At 39.5% G+C, this 19788-nt stretch carries 17 protein-coding genes, 2 pseudogenes and 1 riboswitch; of the genes and pseudogenes, 12 read left to right on the top strand and 7 right to left on the bottom strand.

Annotated elements, in window-relative coordinates; genetic code table 11:
• A pseudogene (gene ppnK, locus L656_RS1000000123505) lies at positions 1-98 on the bottom strand (NAD(+) kinase); the annotation flags it as partial.
• A gap of 130 nt (positions 99-228) precedes the next feature.
• Between ppnK and L656_RS0113665 the strand changes: the two are divergent.
• Complete coding sequence (locus tag L656_RS0113665; protein WP_024599623.1) at positions 229-1194, top strand: HrcA family transcriptional regulator; 966 nt, start codon at positions 229-231, stop codon at positions 1192-1194.
• A gap of 58 nt (positions 1195-1252) precedes the next feature.
• Positions 1253-1864: a nucleotide exchange factor GrpE gene (gene grpE, locus L656_RS0113660; protein ID WP_007375833.1), complete on the top strand. Its 612-nt coding sequence runs from the start codon at positions 1253-1255 to the stop codon at positions 1862-1864.
• A 34-nt stretch (positions 1865-1898) separates the two neighbouring features.
• On the opposite strand, the gene L656_RS0113655 is transcribed toward grpE, so the two are convergent.
• Positions 1899-3101 carry a Bcr/CflA family efflux MFS transporter gene (locus L656_RS0113655; protein WP_024599622.1) on the bottom strand — a complete coding sequence of 401 codons (1203 nt, stop codon included), beginning with the start codon at positions 3099-3101 and terminating at the stop codon, positions 1899-1901.
• Positions 3102-3297: 196 nt separating this feature from the next.
• On the opposite strand from L656_RS0113655, the gene L656_RS0113650 reads away from it, so the two are divergent.
• A complete protein-coding gene (locus L656_RS0113650; RefSeq protein ID WP_024599621.1) occupies positions 3298-4095 on the top strand; it encodes a M48 family metallopeptidase in 798 nt (265 codons plus the stop codon).
• A gap of 88 nt (positions 4096-4183) precedes the next feature.
• On the opposite strand, the gene L656_RS0113645 is transcribed toward L656_RS0113650, so the two are convergent.
• The 3 genes from L656_RS0113645 to L656_RS0113635 all read right to left on the bottom strand — a co-directional run bounded on the left by L656_RS0113645 (position 4184) and on the right by L656_RS0113635 (position 7586).
• A complete protein-coding gene (locus L656_RS0113645) occupies positions 4184-5200 on the bottom strand; it encodes an alpha/beta fold hydrolase (protein ID WP_024599620.1) in 1017 nt (338 codons plus the stop codon).
• 150 nt (positions 5201-5350) lie between these two features.
• A complete protein-coding gene (locus L656_RS0113640; protein WP_024599619.1) occupies positions 5351-6139 on the bottom strand; it encodes a nucleoside-binding outer membrane protein in 789 nt (262 codons plus the stop codon).
• A gap of 133 nt (positions 6140-6272) precedes the next feature.
• Positions 6273-7586, bottom strand: coding sequence for a Na+/H+ antiporter NhaC family protein (locus L656_RS0113635; RefSeq protein ID WP_024599618.1), 1314 nt, complete (start codon positions 7584-7586; stop codon positions 6273-6275).
• 372 nt (positions 7587-7958) lie between these two features.
• Between L656_RS0113635 and dapB the strand changes: the two genes are divergently transcribed.
• From dapB to ribB, 6 genes and pseudogenes are all read left to right on the top strand, one after another.
• Positions 7959-8762, top strand: a complete 804-nt coding sequence (dapB, locus tag L656_RS0113630) for a 4-hydroxy-tetrahydrodipicolinate reductase (protein WP_024599617.1) — start codon at positions 7959-7961, stop codon at positions 8760-8762.
• A gap of 361 nt (positions 8763-9123) precedes the next feature.
• Positions 9124-10260, top strand: coding sequence for a glutamine-hydrolyzing carbamoyl-phosphate synthase small subunit (gene carA / locus L656_RS0113625; RefSeq protein WP_024599616.1), 1137 nt, complete (start codon positions 9124-9126; stop codon positions 10258-10260).
• 16 nt (positions 10261-10276) lie between these two features.
• A complete protein-coding gene (carB, locus tag L656_RS0113620) occupies positions 10277-13495 on the top strand; it encodes a carbamoyl-phosphate synthase large subunit (RefSeq protein ID WP_024599615.1) in 3219 nt (1072 codons plus the stop codon).
• Positions 13496-13543: 48 nt separating this feature from the next.
• Entirely contained in the window at positions 13544-14020 is a 477-nt protein-coding gene (gene greA, locus L656_RS0113615; RefSeq protein ID WP_024599614.1) for a transcription elongation factor GreA, read from the top strand.
• 158 nt (positions 14021-14178) lie between these two features.
• Positions 14179-15237 carry a S66 family peptidase gene (locus L656_RS0113610; RefSeq protein ID WP_024599613.1) on the top strand — a complete coding sequence of 353 codons (1059 nt, stop codon included), beginning with the start codon at positions 14179-14181 and terminating at the stop codon, positions 15235-15237.
• 76 nt (positions 15238-15313) lie between these two features.
• Positions 15314-15487: riboswitch (FMN riboswitch) on the top strand.
• Positions 15488-15628: 141 nt separating this feature from the next.
• Positions 15629-16284 (top strand): annotated as a pseudogene (gene ribB / locus L656_RS01000000122300) (3,4-dihydroxy-2-butanone-4-phosphate synthase).
• 81 nt (positions 16285-16365) lie between these two features.
• Here the strand turns inward: ribB and L656_RS0113600 are convergent.
• The gene (locus tag L656_RS0113600; protein ID WP_024599612.1) at positions 16366-17022 is read right to left on the bottom strand and encodes a nitroreductase family protein; all 657 of its coding nucleotides are present in this window, start codon (positions 17020-17022) and stop codon (positions 16366-16368) included.
• 132 nt (positions 17023-17154) lie between these two features.
• Here L656_RS0113600 and L656_RS0113595 point away from each other — a divergent pair, with 132 nt between their 5' ends.
• The 3 genes from L656_RS0113595 to rhlP all read left to right on the top strand — a co-directional run bounded on the left by L656_RS0113595 (position 17155) and on the right by rhlP (position 19464).
• On the top strand, positions 17155-18090 hold the full coding sequence (locus L656_RS0113595; protein ID WP_024599611.1) for a LysR family transcriptional regulator: 936 nt from the start codon (positions 17155-17157) through the stop codon (positions 18088-18090).
• Between the two features lie 13 nt (positions 18091-18103).
• Complete coding sequence (locus tag L656_RS1000000123290; RefSeq protein ID WP_024599610.1) at positions 18104-18355, top strand: hypothetical protein; 252 nt, start codon at positions 18104-18106, stop codon at positions 18353-18355.
• Between the two features lie 284 nt (positions 18356-18639).
• Positions 18640-19464, top strand: a complete 825-nt coding sequence (gene rhlP / locus L656_RS0113585; RefSeq protein ID WP_024599609.1) for a rhombotarget lipoprotein — start codon at positions 18640-18642, stop codon at positions 19462-19464.
• A gap of 67 nt (positions 19465-19531) precedes the next feature.
• On the opposite strand, the gene L656_RS0113580 is transcribed toward rhlP, so the two are convergent.
• The coding region (locus tag L656_RS0113580) for a dienelactone hydrolase family protein (RefSeq protein ID WP_029750821.1) at positions 19532-19788 on the bottom strand (257 nt) is incomplete at its 5' end.

Genomic DNA, 19788 nt, shown 5'->3' with positions numbered 1-19788 from the left:
CGCTGCAGAGTAGCCGCTGCTCCCGGGTGATTAGGTTTGCCAATTAGGCCTATGGTGTTAAAAGGAGAGTCCATAATGTACGCACAAAGAGATTTAATAATAGTAGAGTAACTCAAAACAGAAGTGTTTGAAAATACAGATTATAGCAATATTATAAACCTTCAATTTTATTCGCAGTGAGTTAGCTGCACGACTTGAAAAAGAACTAAACGCCCCGATATCTCTTTCATGCAACAAGATGTAGATACCATGAAACTAAACCCACGAGATCAGCAAATTTTTTCAGCTGTTATGAACATGTACTGTAATGGTGAAGGCTTGCCTGTTCCATCAACAAAAATTGCCAAGCTCAAAGGCATGGCAGTGTGTTCGGCTACAGTTCGTAATGCTATGGCTCGCTTAGAAAAAGTGGGCTTATTGTATTCACCTCATACATCCGCTGGGCGGGTGCCGACAAATGAAGGATTTGATTATTGGTTTGACGAATTTTTTGTGCTTAGCGATATTGCTAATTATTGGCAACCACAGCAATCACAACTCGTTGAGTTAGCCCATGGTTTGAGCCAAAAATATCAAGTCTGTTGTTGTGTTGGTTTACCTCAAGCTAGTTCACAGCAAGTATTTAGAGTAGAAGTGCTTGATTTTGATTCTACCGACTGGCTTATTTTATTAATAGATAGGGCTGGGCAGAGTCACAATATTTGTATTGATAAACCTCATGATTCGTCAGACTCTGTTCGTTATCAATTTGCCACATGGTTAAATACAGTATTTAGCCAACAAACCTTAATGGAAGGTTTGTACCGTATGCAAGCTATGGCAAATACAGCGCCTCGAAATTGCCATGATTCGCTTAATCAATGGACGCGACAATTGAGCCAGAAATTAGGCTCAGATAACAGTATTGTTGTTGGTGAAAATTACCTCTACAAACAAATTGATTGCGAGCAGAGCTTAAATATTGGTGTTTCATTTTTAAATTACGTAGAAGATAAGCTCGCTTTTAAAAACGGGTTATCAGTACTTAATAGCGAAAAGCTGCCTTTTACTGAGTGCAACGAATTGATTGTAATAAGTGTGCCATACTTTCAAAATCAAGAATATCAAAGCCGCTTTTGTATAATTTGTCCTAAATCAGCGCAGATTGAAGAAATAATTCAAGAATTTAAATTAATTGAGGCATCTAACTCTTGAATCTTTTTATTCAATCCCCATAATTACCGCAGTTGTAAAGAATTGGAGCACGTATTTTATGTCTGAGCAGACACAAAACCCTGAGCAAGAAGTAGAATTAAACGAAGAAATTTCTAAAATGCAGGCTGATGTAGAAGCAGCAGTAGAAGCCGCTGATCAGCATGCAGAACAAGAGCAAAGCCCTGAAGCAGAAATTGCTATGTTATATGCAGAGCTTGAAGCTGCAAAGCAAACAATTGCTGATCAAAAAGACGGTGTTGTTCGTGCCGCAGCAGACGTAGATAATATTCGTCGTCGTGCAGCACAAGATGTAGAAAAAGCACATAAATTTGCACTAGAAAAATTTGCCAACGAATTACTACCTGTAATTGATAACCTTGAACGTGCTATTGAATTTTCTGATAAAGAAAATGAGACTTTAAAGCCGTTACTTGAAGGTATCGATATGACGGTTAAGAGCTTTAATGACGCTGTTTCTAAATTTGGTGTTGAAATTGTAAACCCACAAGGTGAGCAGTTTAATCCAGATTTTCATCAAGCAATGTCAATTCAGCCAAGTAACGATGTAACACCTAATACAGTGCTTGCTGTTATGCAAAAAGGTTACACATTGAATGGTCGTTTATTACGCCCTGCGATGGTTATGGTTTCTAAAGCTGCTGATGCTTAATTAATTTAAGATTATTAGCTTTGATAAAAATGCCTCATATTGAGGCATTTTTTTTGTCTTTTTTATAGTGAATTAACTGCACGAGTATAGTGAGTAACACGGCGCTAAACATTAAACTTGAAAATGGCACTGCGCTTTCTGCATGCATAATGGCAAGTAGTGGGCCAACTAATGCACCACTACCAAAACGAAGTGTGCCAATTACGGCCGTTGCCGTACCTGTGTTTCTTTCAAATTTCATTAATATTAGCGAATCAGCATTACTTGCAGTGACACCTAAACTCATCATTAATGGCGCAATAGCAGCCACAATATAATAAAGTGATAAGTGCAATATGCTAAATGTTAACAGCGAAAGCCCCGATACAAACCCACATACAAGCCCAATATAGAGCATTTTTCGAGAGCCGAGCCTTGGTACAATTCGCGTATTTAAAAAGTTACCAAACATCAGCGCCATTACGTTAAACGCAAATAGCACACCAAATAATTGTTCTGAAACCTCATATAAATCTAAATATATAAAAGGTACTGAGGTTAAAAAGCAAAAAAATCCAAACGATACAAACATAGAACTGAGTATATCCGCACGTGCGTCTTTATTACTGAGTACTGTTTTATAGCTATCAAAAAACAGAGCAAGGCCCTTTTTTTCATTTGTATGAATAGGTATATCTATTAAATACACTTGTACAAACGCTAATATTAAAAAGCTATAACCAGCAAGTACTAAAAATATGCTCGACCAAACAGAGAACCCTAAAATAAACGAACCAACAGAGGGGGCTACTAACGGTGCTACCATCATGATCATCGACACATACGACATTCCCTTAGCTGTATTTTGCTGATAAATATGGCGAATAATACCCGGTACGACTACGGTTGCTGCAGCTCCCGTAAATGCTTGCACTGCTCTAAGAGTCCAAAATGCATGGATTTCGGTGGTAAATGCCAGTGCAAGTGAGCTTGCGCCAAATAGGGTTAAGCCAATACGTGCGAGCTTACGACGGCCAATTTGATCGGCAATAGGGCCAAAAAATAACATACCTAATGAATAACCAGCTAAGTAAATACTCAACGATATTTGTACATTTGGCATATTAGTTTGTAAATCGTTTGCAATTACCAGCATGGCGGGCAAATACATATCAATCGCCAATGGAGTAATCGCTACGATACTGGCTAATAAAGGCAATAAAATTCGGGTATTAAAAGACGAGGCTGAGGCGTCCATGTGTAAACTCAACAATCACTAAAAACAAGGGCTATAGTGTAACAGGGCATTGTATTTGGATAAACTTAGTTTGCCTGCTAAGTTTATCGTCTCATCGCATCTTTTAATATAAAGGTATATAAAGCAAATATTTTAAATTGGTACTGTGTTTGCTATTCTACAAGCAATAAAAAATTTATTACTTAAGAGAATTACCATGAAAAAACTAGTACTTGCAGTATTAGCGACAGCTGTTTTAGCCGGTTGTAAAACGTCGCCAACAGGACGCACACAAATAGCGCTTTACTCAGATCAACAAATGAGTGAAATGGGCACTGCTAGTTTTGCAGATATGAAAAAAAACCAACCAATTAATAAAGATGCAAAAACAAATGCATATGTAAATTGCATTGCTGAAAAAGTAGTGGCTGTATTACCAAAAGAATACGCGTCGCAAAATTGGGAAGTAGTTGTATTTGAAGATGAATCTGCTAACGCTTTTGCACTACCTGGTGGTTACATTGGGGTTCATACGGGCTTATTAAAAATAGCCACGAATCAAGATCAATTAGCAACAGTGCTAGGGCACGAAGTAGGGCACGTTATTGCTGAGCATTCTAATGAGCGTGTTTCACAAAGCTCTATTTTAGATACCGGTATGCAACTTGGTAGTGCAGCACTTGAAATGGGTAATATTCAATACCGTAACGAAATTATGCAGGGTCTAGGCTTAGGCGCACAGTATGGTGTTGTTTTGCCATTTAGTCGTTCGCACGAGTCAGAAGCTGATGAAATTGGCTTAGATTTAATGGCGGAAGCAGGCTTTAATCCACAAGAATCAGTAATCCTTTGGCAAAATATGAGTGCTGCAGGCAGTGGTACAACACCTGAGTTTTTATCAACTCACCCAGCGCCAACTAACCGTATTAAAAACTTACAAGCGCAAATGAGCAAGGCTCTTGGCGAACAAAGTACAGCTAAAGCGCAGGGTAAAAACCCACAATGTAAGCTGTAATTTAGCTTATATAATAAAAACCCTGTAAATAGTTTACTTACAGGGTTTTTGTTTTTTTACTATAAAAACTTATTATCTAGTATTCAGGTTATTTAGTATTAAGTGCCTTGTTAAATACGTCTTTAAAACGATCAAAATCTTCAATTTGCGGCAAATGACCTAAATTATTCAGTTCAAATAGTTGAGCATTAGGGATAAGTGATGCAGCATGCTTACCTAACTTATCGTATCGACCAAGCTCGTAATCAACACCGTCTTTTTTCCAGTTGCGACCTGGACCGGTCCTGTCTCGTGTACCAATAATTAATTTAACTGGCACAGTTAAATCTTTAAATTCGGTTATTACAGGCTGAGTGAAAATCATGTCATATGTTTTAGCATTTACCCACGCCATTTTTTCTTTATCTGGGCCTTGTATTTGCCCTGTTATAAAGTCAGTTAAGGCTGAATATGTTGTATTCCACTTTCCATCGTAGTAATTTTTTTGTTGGTATTTTCTTACGCCTTCAGGTGTTTTTGAAAGCTCGTTTTTATAGAAAAAATTAGTATCTTTGTAATCAACATACTGCAAGTAGTTTTCAAGCCCAATAGGGTTTACTAAAATTAGCTTTTTAGTGGTGTTTGGATACATTAAAGCAAAACGACTCGCTAGCATCCCGCCCATTGAGTGCCCTAATACAATCGACTCCTTTATATTAAGTGAATCTATTAACGCGTGAGTATGATGAGCAAGTGCCGCAAATGAATATTGATAATCCGTTGGTTTAGACGATTTTCCAAAACCAATTTGATCAGGGATTAATACGCCGTAGCCCAAAGATTGCAGGTATTGCGCAGTTGTAGTCCAGTAATCCGCATTAAAATTTTTGCCATGCATAAGCGTAACTGTAGGCATGTCGGATTTGGTTGGCTTTAAGTAAATATAGGCCATTTTTAATGATTGTTTTTGCGACTCAAGTGCAAAATAATTTACTTTAAAATCGTATTCGTAATTACTTAAAAGTGCATCGTAAGATAGAGACTCTGTATTTACTTCACTACTTGCTAAAGCATTATTAGTTAAGGCTAACAATGTAGAAAAACAAATAACTTTGATTGATGACATGTTGATACTCCTAGTAAGGCAAGCGTGTGGCTTAAATGAAGTACGACAATAGCTAAGTATTAGACACTGTTCAATTAAATACTTTTATGCATAAAAAAAGGAGCGCTTAAAAGAGCTCCAATATATGTAATTTTAACGCAGTGTGGCTGTTTAAAATGTCCACTCTACATGTATTTGTGGAACTGACTCGGTCACTTCAGTACCTAATTTGTTGTGCCAGTATTGAAGCTCCATACCCAGCAGTAGTGTGTTTTCTTTCATTTGAAGGGCGTAACCCATATCCCACACTAAAATAGGCTGTGCGAGTATCCACGCTTCTACGTCGTTACCAAATTCATCTTCACGCTCTGCAATGTATTCAGCGTGGCCTTTAAAGCTAAACTTTTGTGAGCCAATAGTGAAAGGATATTCAAAAGCTACATCAAGCATCCAACTATTAGTTTCAATAGGTGCGCCGCCTTTTGCTACACCTTCACTATCGTCAATGTAGGCTGTGAACAGCGTTTGAAAAAAGTTGAACCCAGGTACATCCCAGCTTAATTTAACACCTGGTAGATACTTCATTACTTTTGCATCACCAGCAACGTTAATACCGCCCGTTAGGCCAACATCTAATAATGCGCCAGAGCCAATTTGCTTACCTGTGATGGCAGATAAGCTTACCGTTGAATACCACTCACCATAAAAATCAGCATCTTGATAACCATCATCTATATCGTCTTTACTGTAATCGATAAAAAAGAAGTTATCGCCGTAATCGTAACCTGATGCATGTTGAACCGAGTAAACAGTGGTGTCTGACTCTTGCTCAGTGAATGGATTTTTTTGGCTGCCATTATTTATATGTAGCGCTGTACTGCTCCAATTGGCAGCAAAAGCCGACGATGATAAAGCTAGAGAAGTAAGGGTAATAAAAGGGAGTAATTTTTTAAATTTCATAACTGTTTAATAACTATAATTTTAGTGACACGCGGAAGCGGCAATTATAGCAGAAGAGATTGATTTGTTGATCGCTAATTTAACACATGTTGCAGCCTACTTAATAAGCTGCAACATGTAGTAACTCAATGTATTACGCTTTATTACGGCGTAAACAAATAATAGTAATCGCCGTAAATGCTAAAATAAAACAGTAATAAGAAGACGTTGATACTTCCCACGGGCTAATTTTAAACGTAGCACCTAACAGTAGCGCTTGTGCGCCATAAGGAAGAGAGCCTTGCGTTACACAAGCAAATATATCAAGCAAACTTGCAGAGCGTTTACCGCTTATTTCACCATCATCTGCCAGCTTTTTAGCAATAGGGCCAGCAACAATAATAGATACGGTGTTATTGGCAATACACATATTACTTGTCATAACCAATGCTGCAATACCTAATTGATCAGCTACTTTACGATGCCATTTTGCAATGATTTTTGTAATCGCCTGAATTTTATGAGCAATATAATCAAGGCCACCGTTAATACGAATAAATTCAGATAAGCCACCTATAAACATTGATAGTAAAAATATTTCCTGCATATCGGTAAAGCCTTTGTAAATATCTTTTACAAAGCTTGCGCCTTCATAACTTCCTGTAAAGCCCATTAATGCAGCAAAAATAATACCGCTAAACAACACTACAAATACGTTCAAGCCAGCAACGGCTAACACTAAAATAAAGGCATAAGGAAGTACTAACCAAATATCGTAATCTTTGGTTTCAACAACTTGCGCCGCAGGTGTTAAATAAAACAATAAGCCAATAGTTAGTATTGCAGCAGGGACTGCAATTTTAAGATTCTCTTTAAACTTGTCTTTCATTTCACAGCCCTGTGTACGTGTGGCTGCAATAGTCGTGTCGGAAATAATTGATAAGTTATCGCCAAACATAGCACCAGATACAATCGTACCTGCCATTAATGCTGGATCTATACCTGTTTTAATTGATACCGCATAGGCAATAGGCCCAATAGCACCAATCGTTCCCATAGACGTACCCATTGCAGTAGATACAACCGCTGCAATTAAAAATAAGCCAGGAAGCAACAACGCAGGTGGAATAAGAGATAAGCCTGCATTTACTACCGCATCTACACCACCGGTTGCACTGGCAACAGCAGAAAACGCACCTGCAAGTAAGTAGATTAAACACATGGTAATAATATTGTTGTGCCCGGCACCCTTAATAAAGGTTTCTACACACTCATTTACTGTGCCTTTATTTAAAATGAACGCAAGCATTATGGCAGGTAATATAGCCACTGGAGCAGGAAGTTGATAAAAAGCGTAGTCAACCCCTTGAGATTGTAAATATAAACCAGAGCCCAAAAATAGTGCTACAAAAGTTAAAAGGGGTAGTAAAGAAAGTATTGCTTTGTTTTTGTTAAATGATGGCTGCATCATAATCCTCGAAACCAGTTAATTTACAACAGCCAAAAATTCCTCTTTTAGCTGAATTTAGCAAATCTACCTACTATGTTAATCATTAACAAAATTAGGAGAATGCAGCGCCCGCAAGCCAAAGACCAAATCGACGCGAAGGAGAAGTTTAAATGTATAGATGGCTAAAGTAAACTGGTATTGTTATTATTATTTAATTAAAGGGTTACCTGACTATTGCATGACTTTTAGATAATATCTACAAAGTAACGCTATTTTCAGCGATTAATATTTGTCCAACTGCATAAAAATGCCCAAACGCGTATTTGCAATGCTCCGGATATATACTCAGATTAGTAAAAAACGGATTCAAATTTAAATTAGGTAAAAACAATGACTACAAATCGAATAGGCGTTTTTGGTGCTAACGGCAGAATGGGCTTAGCATTACTGGAAGCTGCAACAATTAAAGAGCAAACACAACTTACAGGTGCATACGTTCGTAGCAGTTCATCGTTATTAGGTATTAATGTAAATCAAGTAAATAGCGCAGCCGATAATATTGTTAGCTTTAGCGAAGAAACCACAATAGATAATGTAGATGTTTTAATCGACTTTACGCTTCCCGCTGGTATGAAAAACCATTTAAAAACCGCTGTAGCACAAAAAATTCCTATGGTTATTGGTACAACGGGTTTAACAAGCGACGATATGGCACTTTTACACGATGCCGCTAAGCATATTCCTATTGTATTTGCGCGGAACTACAGTGTAGGAGTCAATGTATTACTGAACCTTGTGCAAACCGCAGCGATTAAATTTGGTGACGATTTAGATATTGAAATATTTGAAGCGCATCATCGCCATAAAATAGACGCACCATCGGGTACTGCGCTCGCTATAGGTGAGTCAATCGCAGAGGCAAAAGGCTGGGATCACGACGAGGTTGCTGTATACGACCGAAGCCAAGTAGAAACCGCTAAATCGCAAAACGAAATTGGTTATTCGGTACTAAGAGGGGGCGATATAGTAGGTGAACACACCGCATACTTCGCCACAATGGGCGAAAGACTCGAATTAACCCATAAAGCAAGTTCAAGAATGACATTCGCTTTAGGTGCTGTAAGGGCTGCAAGCTGGTTGAAAAATAAACCTGCAGGACTTTATGATATGCAAGATGTGCTAGATCTGAAGTAGTTTAGTTACTTTTTTAGCTGTTTGGGTCTAATTTTACCTACAGTGACTTGTTTGTAACAATTTACCAAATAATGTTAGACCTAAATAGCATATTCATGTAATATGCAGCCAATTTGCCAAAAATTACTAAATGCGTGTTTCCAATTATACCCAAGTGGCTAGTAAATCCAGGGTTTCAGTGGGAATAAAAATAGTTTTAGGCAAGAAAAATGATTGAAGGTTTAGCGTTTTATATCGGCATCATTTAAGACTGCGTAAAACAATTTAAGCTCACAAAAATCTGGTTTTGACGAACCCTCTGGGTATTGGCGGGGTGTTAGGCATATGCTTACTCCCGTTTTTTACTGTTAGGAGGTTTAACTTGACTAAATCCGCTCTGTTAGTCCTAGAAGACGGCACAGTGTTTCGCGGTACTGCAATCGGCGCTGACGGCATGTCTGTCGGTGAAGTAGTATTCAATACGTCTATGACTGGTTATCAAGAAATTTTGACTGATCCATCATACGCGGAACAAATCGTAACTTTGACGTACCCACACATCGGTAATACGGGTACCAACAGCGAAGACGAAGAAGCGAATCAAATTTGGGCTAAAGGCCTAGTGATCCGTGATTTGCCACTGCTAGCGAGTAATTTCCGTAACGAGCAATCGTTAGATGATTACTTAAAAGAACGTAATATTTTAGGTATTGCGGACATCGACACCAGAAAGTTAACTCGAATTTTGCGTGATAAAGGCGCACAAAACGGGTGTATTATCGCCGGTAGCGAGTTAGACGAAAACAAAGCGCTACAAGCCGCGCAAGCCTTCCCGGGTTTAAAAGGTATGGATTTAGCAAAAGTTGTCTCAACCAAGGAAAATTTTGAGTGGCGCGAATCAAGCTGGACATTAGGCGAAGGATTTAAAACCCTTGATACTGCTGATGAAAAGTTTCATGTTGTTGCCTACGACTTCGGTGTAAAGCGTAATATTTTACGTATGCTTGTAGACCGAGGCTGTAAACTTACAGTAGTACCAGCGCAAACCTCTGCCGCTGACGTACTTGCTTTAAACCCTGATGGTATCTTCCTATCTAATGGCCCTGGCGATCCTGAGCCATGTACTTACGCTATTGATGCAATTAAAACCTTTTTAGAAACCGACACACCTATTTTTGGTATCTGTTTAGGTCATCAGTTATTAGCCCTTGCCTCAGGTGCTAAAACAGAAAAAATGAAATTTGGCCACCACGGCGCTAACCACCCAGTTAAAGACTTAGACCGCGATGTAGTGATGATCACGGCTCAAAACCATGGTTTTGCAGCTCAAGAGTCAAGCCTGCCAAGTACGCTTCGTGCCACGCACAAATCGTTATTTGATGGAACGCTTCAAGGTATTCATCGTACAGATAAACCTGCGTTTAGCTTCCAGGGTCACCCTGAAGCAAGCCCTGGCCCGCACGATGCAGCCCCATTATTTGACCACTTCATCGATTTGATGCAAGCGCGTAAACACTAATTTAACTGGAGTAATAATGCCAAAACGTACCGACATAAAAAGCATTCTTATCTTAGGCGCAGGCCCAATTGTAATTGGTCAAGCTTGTGAATTTGACTACTCTGGTGCACAAGCGTGTAAAGCACTTAGAGAAGAAGGCTACAGAGTTATATTAGTTAACTCAAACCCTGCAACTATCATGACCGACCCTGATATGGCCGATGCAACCTACATCGAACCAATTCATTGGGAAGTGGTAGAAAAAATTATTGAAAAAGAAAAGCCAGATGCAGTGCTGCCTACAATGGGTGGTCAAACAGCACTAAACTGTGCGCTTGAACTAGACAAGCACGGTGTATTGGCTAAGCACGGCGTTGAACTCATTGGTGCAACGGCTGATGCAATCGACAAAGCAGAAAACCGTGAACGCTTTGACATTGCAATGAAAAATATTGGTCTTGAATGTCCACGTGCTGAGATTGCTCACACAATGGAAGAAGCTAAAGACACAATGACTCGCATTGGCTTGCCATGTATTATTCGTCCATCTTTCACTATGGGCGGCACCGGCGGCGGTGTAGCGTATAACATGGAAGAGTTTGAAGAAATTTGTGAGCGCGGCTTAGACTTATCGCCAACAAACGAATTACTAATTGATGAATCACTGATTGGTTGGAAAGAGTACGAAACAGAAGTTGTACGTGATAAAAACGACAACTGTATTATTGTTTGTACTATTGAAAACTTTGACCCTATGGGTGTTCACACTGGCGATTCAATCACCGTTGCACCAGCGCAAACGCTAACCGACAAAGAATACCAAATTATGCGTAACGCCTCTATGGCAGTATTACGCGAAATTGGTGTAGAAACTGGCGGCTCTAACGTGCAGTTTGGTATTAATCCTGCTGATGGCCGTATGGTTATCATTGAGATGAACCCACGTGTATCACGTTCATCTGCATTAGCATCTAAAGCAACGGGTTTCCCAATTGCTAAAATTGCTGCAAAACTAGCAGTAGGCTACACGCTTGATGAACTTCAAAACGACATTACTGGCGGTAAAACACCAGCATCTTTTGAGCCTTCAATCGATTACGTTGTAACAAAAATTCCTCGCTTTAACTTTGAAAAATTTGCCGGTGCGAACGATCGTTTAACTACGCAAATGAAATCGGTTGGCGAAGTTATGGCGATTGGTCGTAACCAACAAGAATCATTACACAAAGCATTACGTGGTCTTGAAGTGGGTGCAACAGGTTTTAACCCGATAGTTGCGCTTGATGACCCTAAAGCGAAAGAAAAAATCATCCGCGAATTACGCGAGCCAGGCGCTGAGCGTATTTGGTACATTGCCGATGCAATGCGCCATGGCATGAGCGTTGATGATGTTTACGAACTGACTAAAGTTAATCGCTGGTTCTTAGTACAAATAGAAGACATTTTAAAAGACGAAGCAAAAATTGGTGAAGTAGGTATGGCGGGCTTAAATGCCGACTTCCTACGTAAACTTAAACGCAAAGGTTTTGCAGATCCGCGTATAGCTGAAATTGCGGGTGTATCTGAAGCTGAAATTCGTAAAAAGCGTCATCTATTAAACATCGTGCCAGTATACAAGCGTGTTGATACGTGTGCAGCTGAATTTAGCTCAGACACTGCTTATATGTATTCAACTTACGATGAAGAGTGTGAAGCTAACCCAACTGATCGTGATAAAATCATGGTTATTGGTGGCGGCCCTAACCGTATCGGTCAAGGTATTGAGTTTGATTACTGTTGTGTACACGCTTCGCTTGCGCTTCGTGAAGACGGTTATGAAACCATCATGGTTAACTGTAACCCTGAAACGGTATCTACCGATTACGATACATCTGACAGGTTATATTTCGAACCAATTACACTTGAAGACGTACTTGAAATCGTACGTGTTGAAAAGCCAAAAGGCGTTATCGTGCAGTATGGTGGTCAAACACCACTTAAACTAGCGCGTGAGCTTGAAGCGAATGGCGTGCCAGTGATTGGTACTTCACCTGATGCGATTGACCGTGCAGAAGACCGCGAACGTTTCCAACAACTTGTTGAACGTTTAAACTTACTTCAGCCAGAAAACGCAACAGTAACTTCAACTGAAGAAGCTTTACTTAAATCAGTTGAAATTGGCTTCCCATTGGTTGTACGTCCCTCGTATGTACTTGGTGGTCGTGCAATGGAAATTGTATACGACGAAGACGATTTACGTCGCTACATGACCGAAGCTGTGCAAGCATCAAACGAAGCGCCTGTATTGCTGGACCGTTTCTTAGATAATGCGATTGAAGTTGACGTTGACGCAATTTGTGATGGCGAGCAAGTAATCATCGGCGGTATCATGGAGCACATTGAGCAAGCGGGTGTTCACTCAGGTGACTCAGCATGTTCATTACCAGCACATTCATTATCGCAAGAAGTGCAAGATGTAATGCGCAAGCAAGTAACTGACATGGCGCTTGAACTTGGTGTTGTTGGCTTGATGAATACACAGTTTGCAGTAAAAGATGGCAAAGTGTACTTAATTGAAGTTAATCCACGTGCTGCACGTACTGTACCGTTTGTATCTAAAGCAACCGGTGTTGCGCTTGCAAAAGTAGCTGCACGTTGTATGGCAGGTCAGTCTTTAGCAAGCCAAGGTATTACTAAAGAAGTGATCCCTCCTTACTACAGCGTTAAAGAAGTTGTACTGCCGTTTGCTAAGTTTCAGGGTGTGGATCCAATCCGTGGTCCTGAAATGCGTTCAACGGGTGAAGTGATGGGTGTTGGTGATACTTTCGCCGAAGCATTCGCAAAAGCACAATTAGGTGCAAGCAACACTTTACCACGCGGTGGTCGCGCGCTATTATCTGTTCGTAATAGCGATAAGCCACGTATTGTTGAATTAGCCAAAATCATGACCGACTTAGGTTTTGAACTTGACGCAACTGGTGGCACGGCACAAGCTCTTGAAGAAGCTGGCATTGAAGTACGACGTGTAAACAAAGTATATGAAGGCCGCCCGCATATTCTTGATTATATCAAGAATAAAGAGTACAGCTATATCGTTAATACCACCGAAGGTCGCCAAGCGATCGAAGATTCGAAGGTGTTACGTCGTGGTGCATTGCAAAATAAAACCAACTATACGACAACCTTGAACGCGGCATTCGCTAACTGTACTGCTAATAAAGCAGATGACCGCAGTAAAGTGACGTCAGTTCAAGAGCTACACCTGCGATTGAACTAAGGAAATGTGCCAAGGCCAACTAGGGCCTTGGTGTTAAGTGAGAAAAGTATGCAATCAATTCCGATGACAGTTCGTGGCGCAGATTTACTGCGTAAAGAGCTTAACGAATTAAAAACAGTTACCCGTCCTAAAATCGTAAGTGATATTGCGGTTGCACGTGAACATGGTGACTTAAAAGAAAATGCTGAGTACCACGCTGCGCGTGAGCAACAGGGTTTTTGTGAAGGTCGAATTCAAGAAATTGAAGCAAAGCTTTCAAATGTTCAAATTATCGACGTAACTAAAATGCCGAATACTGGTAAAGTTATCTTTGGCACTACGGTAACTATTGTAAATGTAGAAACCGATGCAGAAGTAAAATACCGTATTGTGGGCGATGATGAAGCAAATATTAAAAACAATTTAATATCTGTTAACTCGCCTATAGCGCGTGGTTTAATTGGTAAACAAATGGACGACGCAGTGTCTATTGAAACACCAAAAGGTATTGTTGAGTACGAAATCATTGAAGTTGAGTATCTTTAACGCACAACTCACTTTAACGTTTTAAATAAAAGCCGATGTAATTACATCGGTTTTTTTATGTTTTAAATAAATTACTATACTGATAAGGGCGTTCATATTGTATAAAGAGTAGGCATGATGATATAGGTACATAATCACTTCATTAAAAGGAACACTCAATGGCTAATATACTTTACCCTGCGCCTTTAAAAGTAGGATCAAAAATAGCAATTTGCTCACTTTCAGCAGGTCTTAAAGAAAAGTTCCATGCACGATTAGACATTGTTATAAATGGATTAAAAAATCGAGGGTATGATGTTGTTGAAGGCGATTTTTTACGTCAAAACAAACCGCGTGAACAGCTTAATGCTAAAGCACATGCTCAGCAATTAATGGGCTTTTTATTAGATGAAGAAATTGATGCAATTATGCCGCCAATGGGTGGTGAGCTGGCAATGGAAATACTGCCACTGCTTGATTTTAATGCCATTAAACAAGCAAAGCCTAAATGGTTAGTTGGCTTTTCTGATGTGAGTACTATTGCCTGTGCATTAACGGCTAAGTGCCAATGGGCGACCCTGCACAGTGCTAACCTTATGCAGTTGCATCCTGATGAAAAAAATCCGTATAGCTTACAAATATTCGAAACCCTTACTTACGAAGCGGGTAGTAAATTTGAGCAAGGGCCTTCCTCTTTATATCAAAAAAACAAGCCTAGCTACGCGCAAAACCCAAATGAATTACTAAGTCCTAGCGAGCCAACAAAATGGCAATGTTTAAACTACACAGATAAACGCACCATAGAAATGTCAGGTCGTTTATTTGGCGGATGTTTAGATACAGTAGGTTTACTGCTCGACTCACCATTTTTAGCACTACATGAATTTAAAAAGGACAGTGCACCCGAAGGACTTATTTTATACCTAGAAAACTCAGAGCTTACGCCTACAACTGTTGCACGATTTTTACTGTCATTAAAATTAGCTGGCATATTTGACGATATTAATGGTTTGGTTTTAGGGCGAAGTGAAATTACTCAAAGTCATTATGATGCCTTTGACTATCGACATGCGCTTGATGTAGCACTGGGTGGGTGTTTATTTCCAGTCATTTTTGATGCAGATATAGGGCATGTTCAACCTAACTTAAATTTAGTTAACGGCGCTACGTGTACGCTTATTGCTGATATAAATGAAGGTATAGTAAACAGTGCATCGTTAAATATTCAACTTTCGTAGTTTTTATCGCATTTAGTTTTGAAAAACAAATAAGTACAGGCGTATAATGTGCCTGCAGTAAGTGCTAATGCTTACTGTAAATTCTCAGGGCGGGGTGAAATTCCCCACCGGCGGTATGTTTAATGTTACTTGTAACTCAAACGAGCCCGCGAGCGCTTTATTTAACTTATTTTTACAGTTAAGTAAAGGTCAAGCAGATCTGGTGAGATGCCAGAGCCGACGGTTAGAGTCCGGATGAAAGAGAATATAGCTTATTTATGTACACCTAAAACCTAGCTTTTTGGTGAGCATTTTTAATGCTGTTTTGGTTTAATTCATGCAATTTTATTTGTATGGCTTTGCCATGCCTTTCAGTGTCCTGAATCTATTATTTTTTATTTGGAATATAATGATGATTCAGTCTCTACTTACTCAATTCGGCGAAAGCCAAATCCGCGTACAAAGCGCAATTACTGCACTACAGCAAGGGCAAGGCGTACTTGTTGTTGATGACGAAAATCGTGAAAATGAAGGCGACTTTGTATTTTCAGCTGAGCATTTAACGACTTCTCAAATGGCCGAAATGATCCGCGAAGGCAGCGGCATTGTTTGCTTATGCATGGGGGAGGAGCGTATTAAACAGCTCGACTTACCGCAAATGGTTACCCACAACACGAGTCAAAATAACACAGCTTATACAGTCACTATTGAAGCTAAGCATGGCGTTACAACAGGCGTGTCTGCTGCTGATAGAGTAACGACTATAAAAGCGGCGACNCAGCCGATAACGCTAAACCAAGTGATTTATCGCGCCCAGGGCATGTATTTGGTTTAAAAGCACAAACGGGCGGAGTATTAGTTCGTCGTGGCCATACCGAAGCATCCGTTGATTTAATGCAACTTGCCGGCTTAAAACCATTTGGTGTAATTTGCGAACTTACTAATCCAGATGGTTCAATGGCGCGCTTACCTGAGGTGAGTGATTATGCTAATAAACATAATATGACCGTAGTGTCTATTGAAGATTTAGTGCAATACATTCAAGCTGCGCAGCTTAAAGTGAGTTAAACCGCTTTGAAGAAAAAAAACCACTTATTTAAATAAGTGGTTTTTATAATATTGTTATCATTTAAGTTTATAACGTATTACTCATAAAACTTGAATAACTTGCTCTTTTGCCAAGCGAGATTTAGGGAGTTTAGCATTATAATCTTCAGCGCTATCATGATAGCCAAGCACTAATGCCACGTCGCATACGTAACCATTGAGTTCTATTTCAAAAACTTCGCCAATCAGCTGTGCATCTACGCCTTCCATTGGAGTAGAATCAACCCCTAAACGTGCAGCTGCATGCATAGTGTTACCCAGCGCAATGTAAGTTTGTGCTTTAGTCCACTCTTCATTAACGCCTTGCTCATCAGTATTCATATCCACAAACGCATAAGCCCCAAAAGCTTGTTCGCGATTTTCTGCTTTAGTACGGCCATTTTTTATATCAGCATCAATCACTTTTGCATAATCATCGCGGGTATATTTAGGGTTGTGAGCAAATAATATTATATGCGACGCTGTTTTAATGTGTGGCTGGTTAAACGCAAATTTATTAGCAAATGTACTATGCATACGCTCTTTTGCCTCATCTGATTCAATTACGATGAATTTCCAAGGCTGCGAGTTGATAGAAGAAGGAGACAGGCGCATCGCTTCGTAAATAACGGCTAAATCGTCTTGAGATACACGTTTCGTTGCATCGTAACGTTTTGCTGTGTAGCGTTTTTCTAAGTCATTAATAATTGGGTGAGTCATTGTATTCTCCAAAATAAATAAGATTAGCTGTACAAAGTATTCGTCATTTACTTCATAGATAAATAATACAGCTTGCTTTGCATTAAATAAATCGCATAATCATTGAATCATTATCAAAAATAAATAGATAATATGAACATAGAAGATTTAAAACTTATTTTAAAAGTCGCTGAGTTTAGAAGCATTACCCTAGCTGCAGCTAAATTAGATATGCGTACAGCCACAGCAAGCGCTGCTATTAAGCGGGTTGAGTCTGCGCTTGGTAGTGAGCTGTTTGTTCGTACAACACGTCATTTAAGGTTGTCGGCTGCTGGGGAACGTTATATTCCACAATGCGCACAGGCTTTGGCAGTACTTGAGCTTGCAAAGCAAAACTTAAAAGGTGAACGCGACGAAATAGAAGGGGAGTTACGTGTTGCGCTTTCATCTGATTTGGGGCGCAATTTAGTGATCCCATGGATTGATGAACTGATGGATAGCTATCCAAAACTAAGTTTAAGAACACATATCAGTGACAGTAATATCGACTTTTATCGCGATTCAGTTGATATAGCACTGCGTTATGGATCCCCAAATGATGCAAGTGTTTATGGTTTTAAAATTTGTAACGTGCCGCGCTTATTATGTGCAACTAACGAATACCTCTTACAAAACGGAGCTCCTGTGCATCCGGATGAATTAGCTTCTCATCAAGGCTTGTTTTATCAATTACAGGATATAATAAACAATACCTGGGAATTTACCGATGGTGAGTCAAAATATAAAGTTAAAATGGGTGGCAGGCGCGCCTCAAACGACGGCGATTTAGTAAGGCGCTGGTGCGTTGCGGGTAAGGGCTTAGCTGTAAAGTCGGCACTTGATATAGCCGACGATTTGCTTAACGACAGGGTGGTTACCGTAATGCCAAATTATCAACATGTTAATGGTGAACTTTGGCTTATTTGCCCAAGTAGGCAGTCAATAACCCCTGCGGTGCGTTTACTACGTGATGCATGCAGAGCAAAATCCCAAGCTATTTTGCAGCAGTTGGTAAATAAAGGAATTATTGATAAAAGCGTACTGAGCTAATTTAGGAAGAGTTATGCAAGTTGATGATATTAGAGTTTTTATTCCCTGTAAAAGCTATGAGCAATCTCAGCGCTTTTATAAAACGCTTGCTGAAAACTTAATGCTGCAACTTTGTGTGTTAAATATAGATGAAGCATACAAACTCATTAGTAACCTAAGCGGTTTTGACATCCGCTTTGAGGGTATAAAACGAGGGCGTGTTGAACTTTATGGATTGAAATTTGTTCAATCTAGGGGCGATTTAATCGCGGCGCAGGGTTTGTAACCTAGTGGGCTAAGTAAAAACCGAGCAACAAAGAGTCAATCGCCCCTAGAAAGAACCCAAAGGGCAGCGTATGTTTGGTCTTTATGCTACGTTATCGCCTATGTATGGGGAACAACCACATATCATAGGCTCTGCCTTGCCTAAATACCAAACACACAGCTGCAAATTCAACCACCAAAGGTCAACACGCCCTAGACCCTTGGGGTAGCGTTATTTACTTATGGGGACCATCGGGTGAGCTTTGGCACGTAACTGAATTAAATTAAAAATAAAAAGGAATAAATATGAAATTTAATAAATATATAATCATTTTGATGGCGGCCTTACTTGCTTCTTGTAGCTCGTTTATGAGTAACAATACAGGTAAAAATACACAATCTAGTAGCTTAATGGATTTTTTATATCCTGATCAAAAAAGCCGTGCTACCTATAAACCTGAAATACCTGTTTTAAAACTCCCTGTTACCGTCGGAATTGCATTTGTACCGTCTAAAAACTGGCAGCCAGACGGGCTAGAGACCCAAAACCAAGTCGAATTACTCGAAAAAGTAAAAAAGTCATTTCTTCAATATGATTACATTGACCGCATTGAAGTTATACCAAGCACCTATTTAAAGGGTGGTGAAGGTTTTGCAACACTCGAGCAAGTAGGGCGACTTTACGATGTAGATGTAATGGCACTGGTTTCATATGATCAAATTACGCAATCTTATGAAAATAATGCAGCCTTACTTTATTGGACAATAGTGGGTATGTACGTTATTCCAGGTAATGAAAATACAATCCAAACCTTTGTGGATACAGCTGTTTTTGATATTAAAAGTAGAAAAATGCTATTTAGAGCACCTGGTATAAGTAAGCTTGAAAAAAGAACAACCGCAATAGGTATTGATGAAACGTTATCTGAAAAGTCGGCTGAAGGTTTTAATCTAGCGGTTAGTGATATGAGTACTAATTTAGATGCAGAACTAGCAAGGTTTAAAACACGTGTTAAAGAAGAGAAAATTGCAAAAGTCGAAAATAAAGATGGCTCCAGCAGCGGTGGCTCTTTGAGTATTTATTTACTCGTTTTGTTGTCGTTATTCGTTATGCGTAGCAAAAAAGTTTAAAGCAAAAAATAGCTAAGTACTTTAATAATGCCACCTACTTTGAGCAGGTGGCATTATTTTTTATTCGTTAACTTAGCTTTTTATTAAAAAACTCAACGGTACGTTGCCATGCAAGCTCGGCATTGTCCTTATCATATCGACCTGTAGAGTCATTATGAAAACCATGATTTGCCCCTTTATACATATGCATAGTGTATTCAACGTTATTAGCTTTTAAATCTTGTTCGTACTGTGGCCACGACGCGTTTACACGTTTATCTAGCTCGCCTAATTGAATCATTAATGGAGCTTTAATGTTTTTACGTAAACTTTCACTGGCAGGAG

It is taken from the genome of Pseudoalteromonas sp. TAE56 (assembly GCF_000497955.1).
Taxonomy (GTDB): domain Bacteria; phylum Pseudomonadota; class Gammaproteobacteria; order Enterobacterales; family Alteromonadaceae; genus Pseudoalteromonas.
Note: the sequence above shows the minus strand (reverse complement) of the source record. Positions and strands in the feature narration are given on the sequence as shown.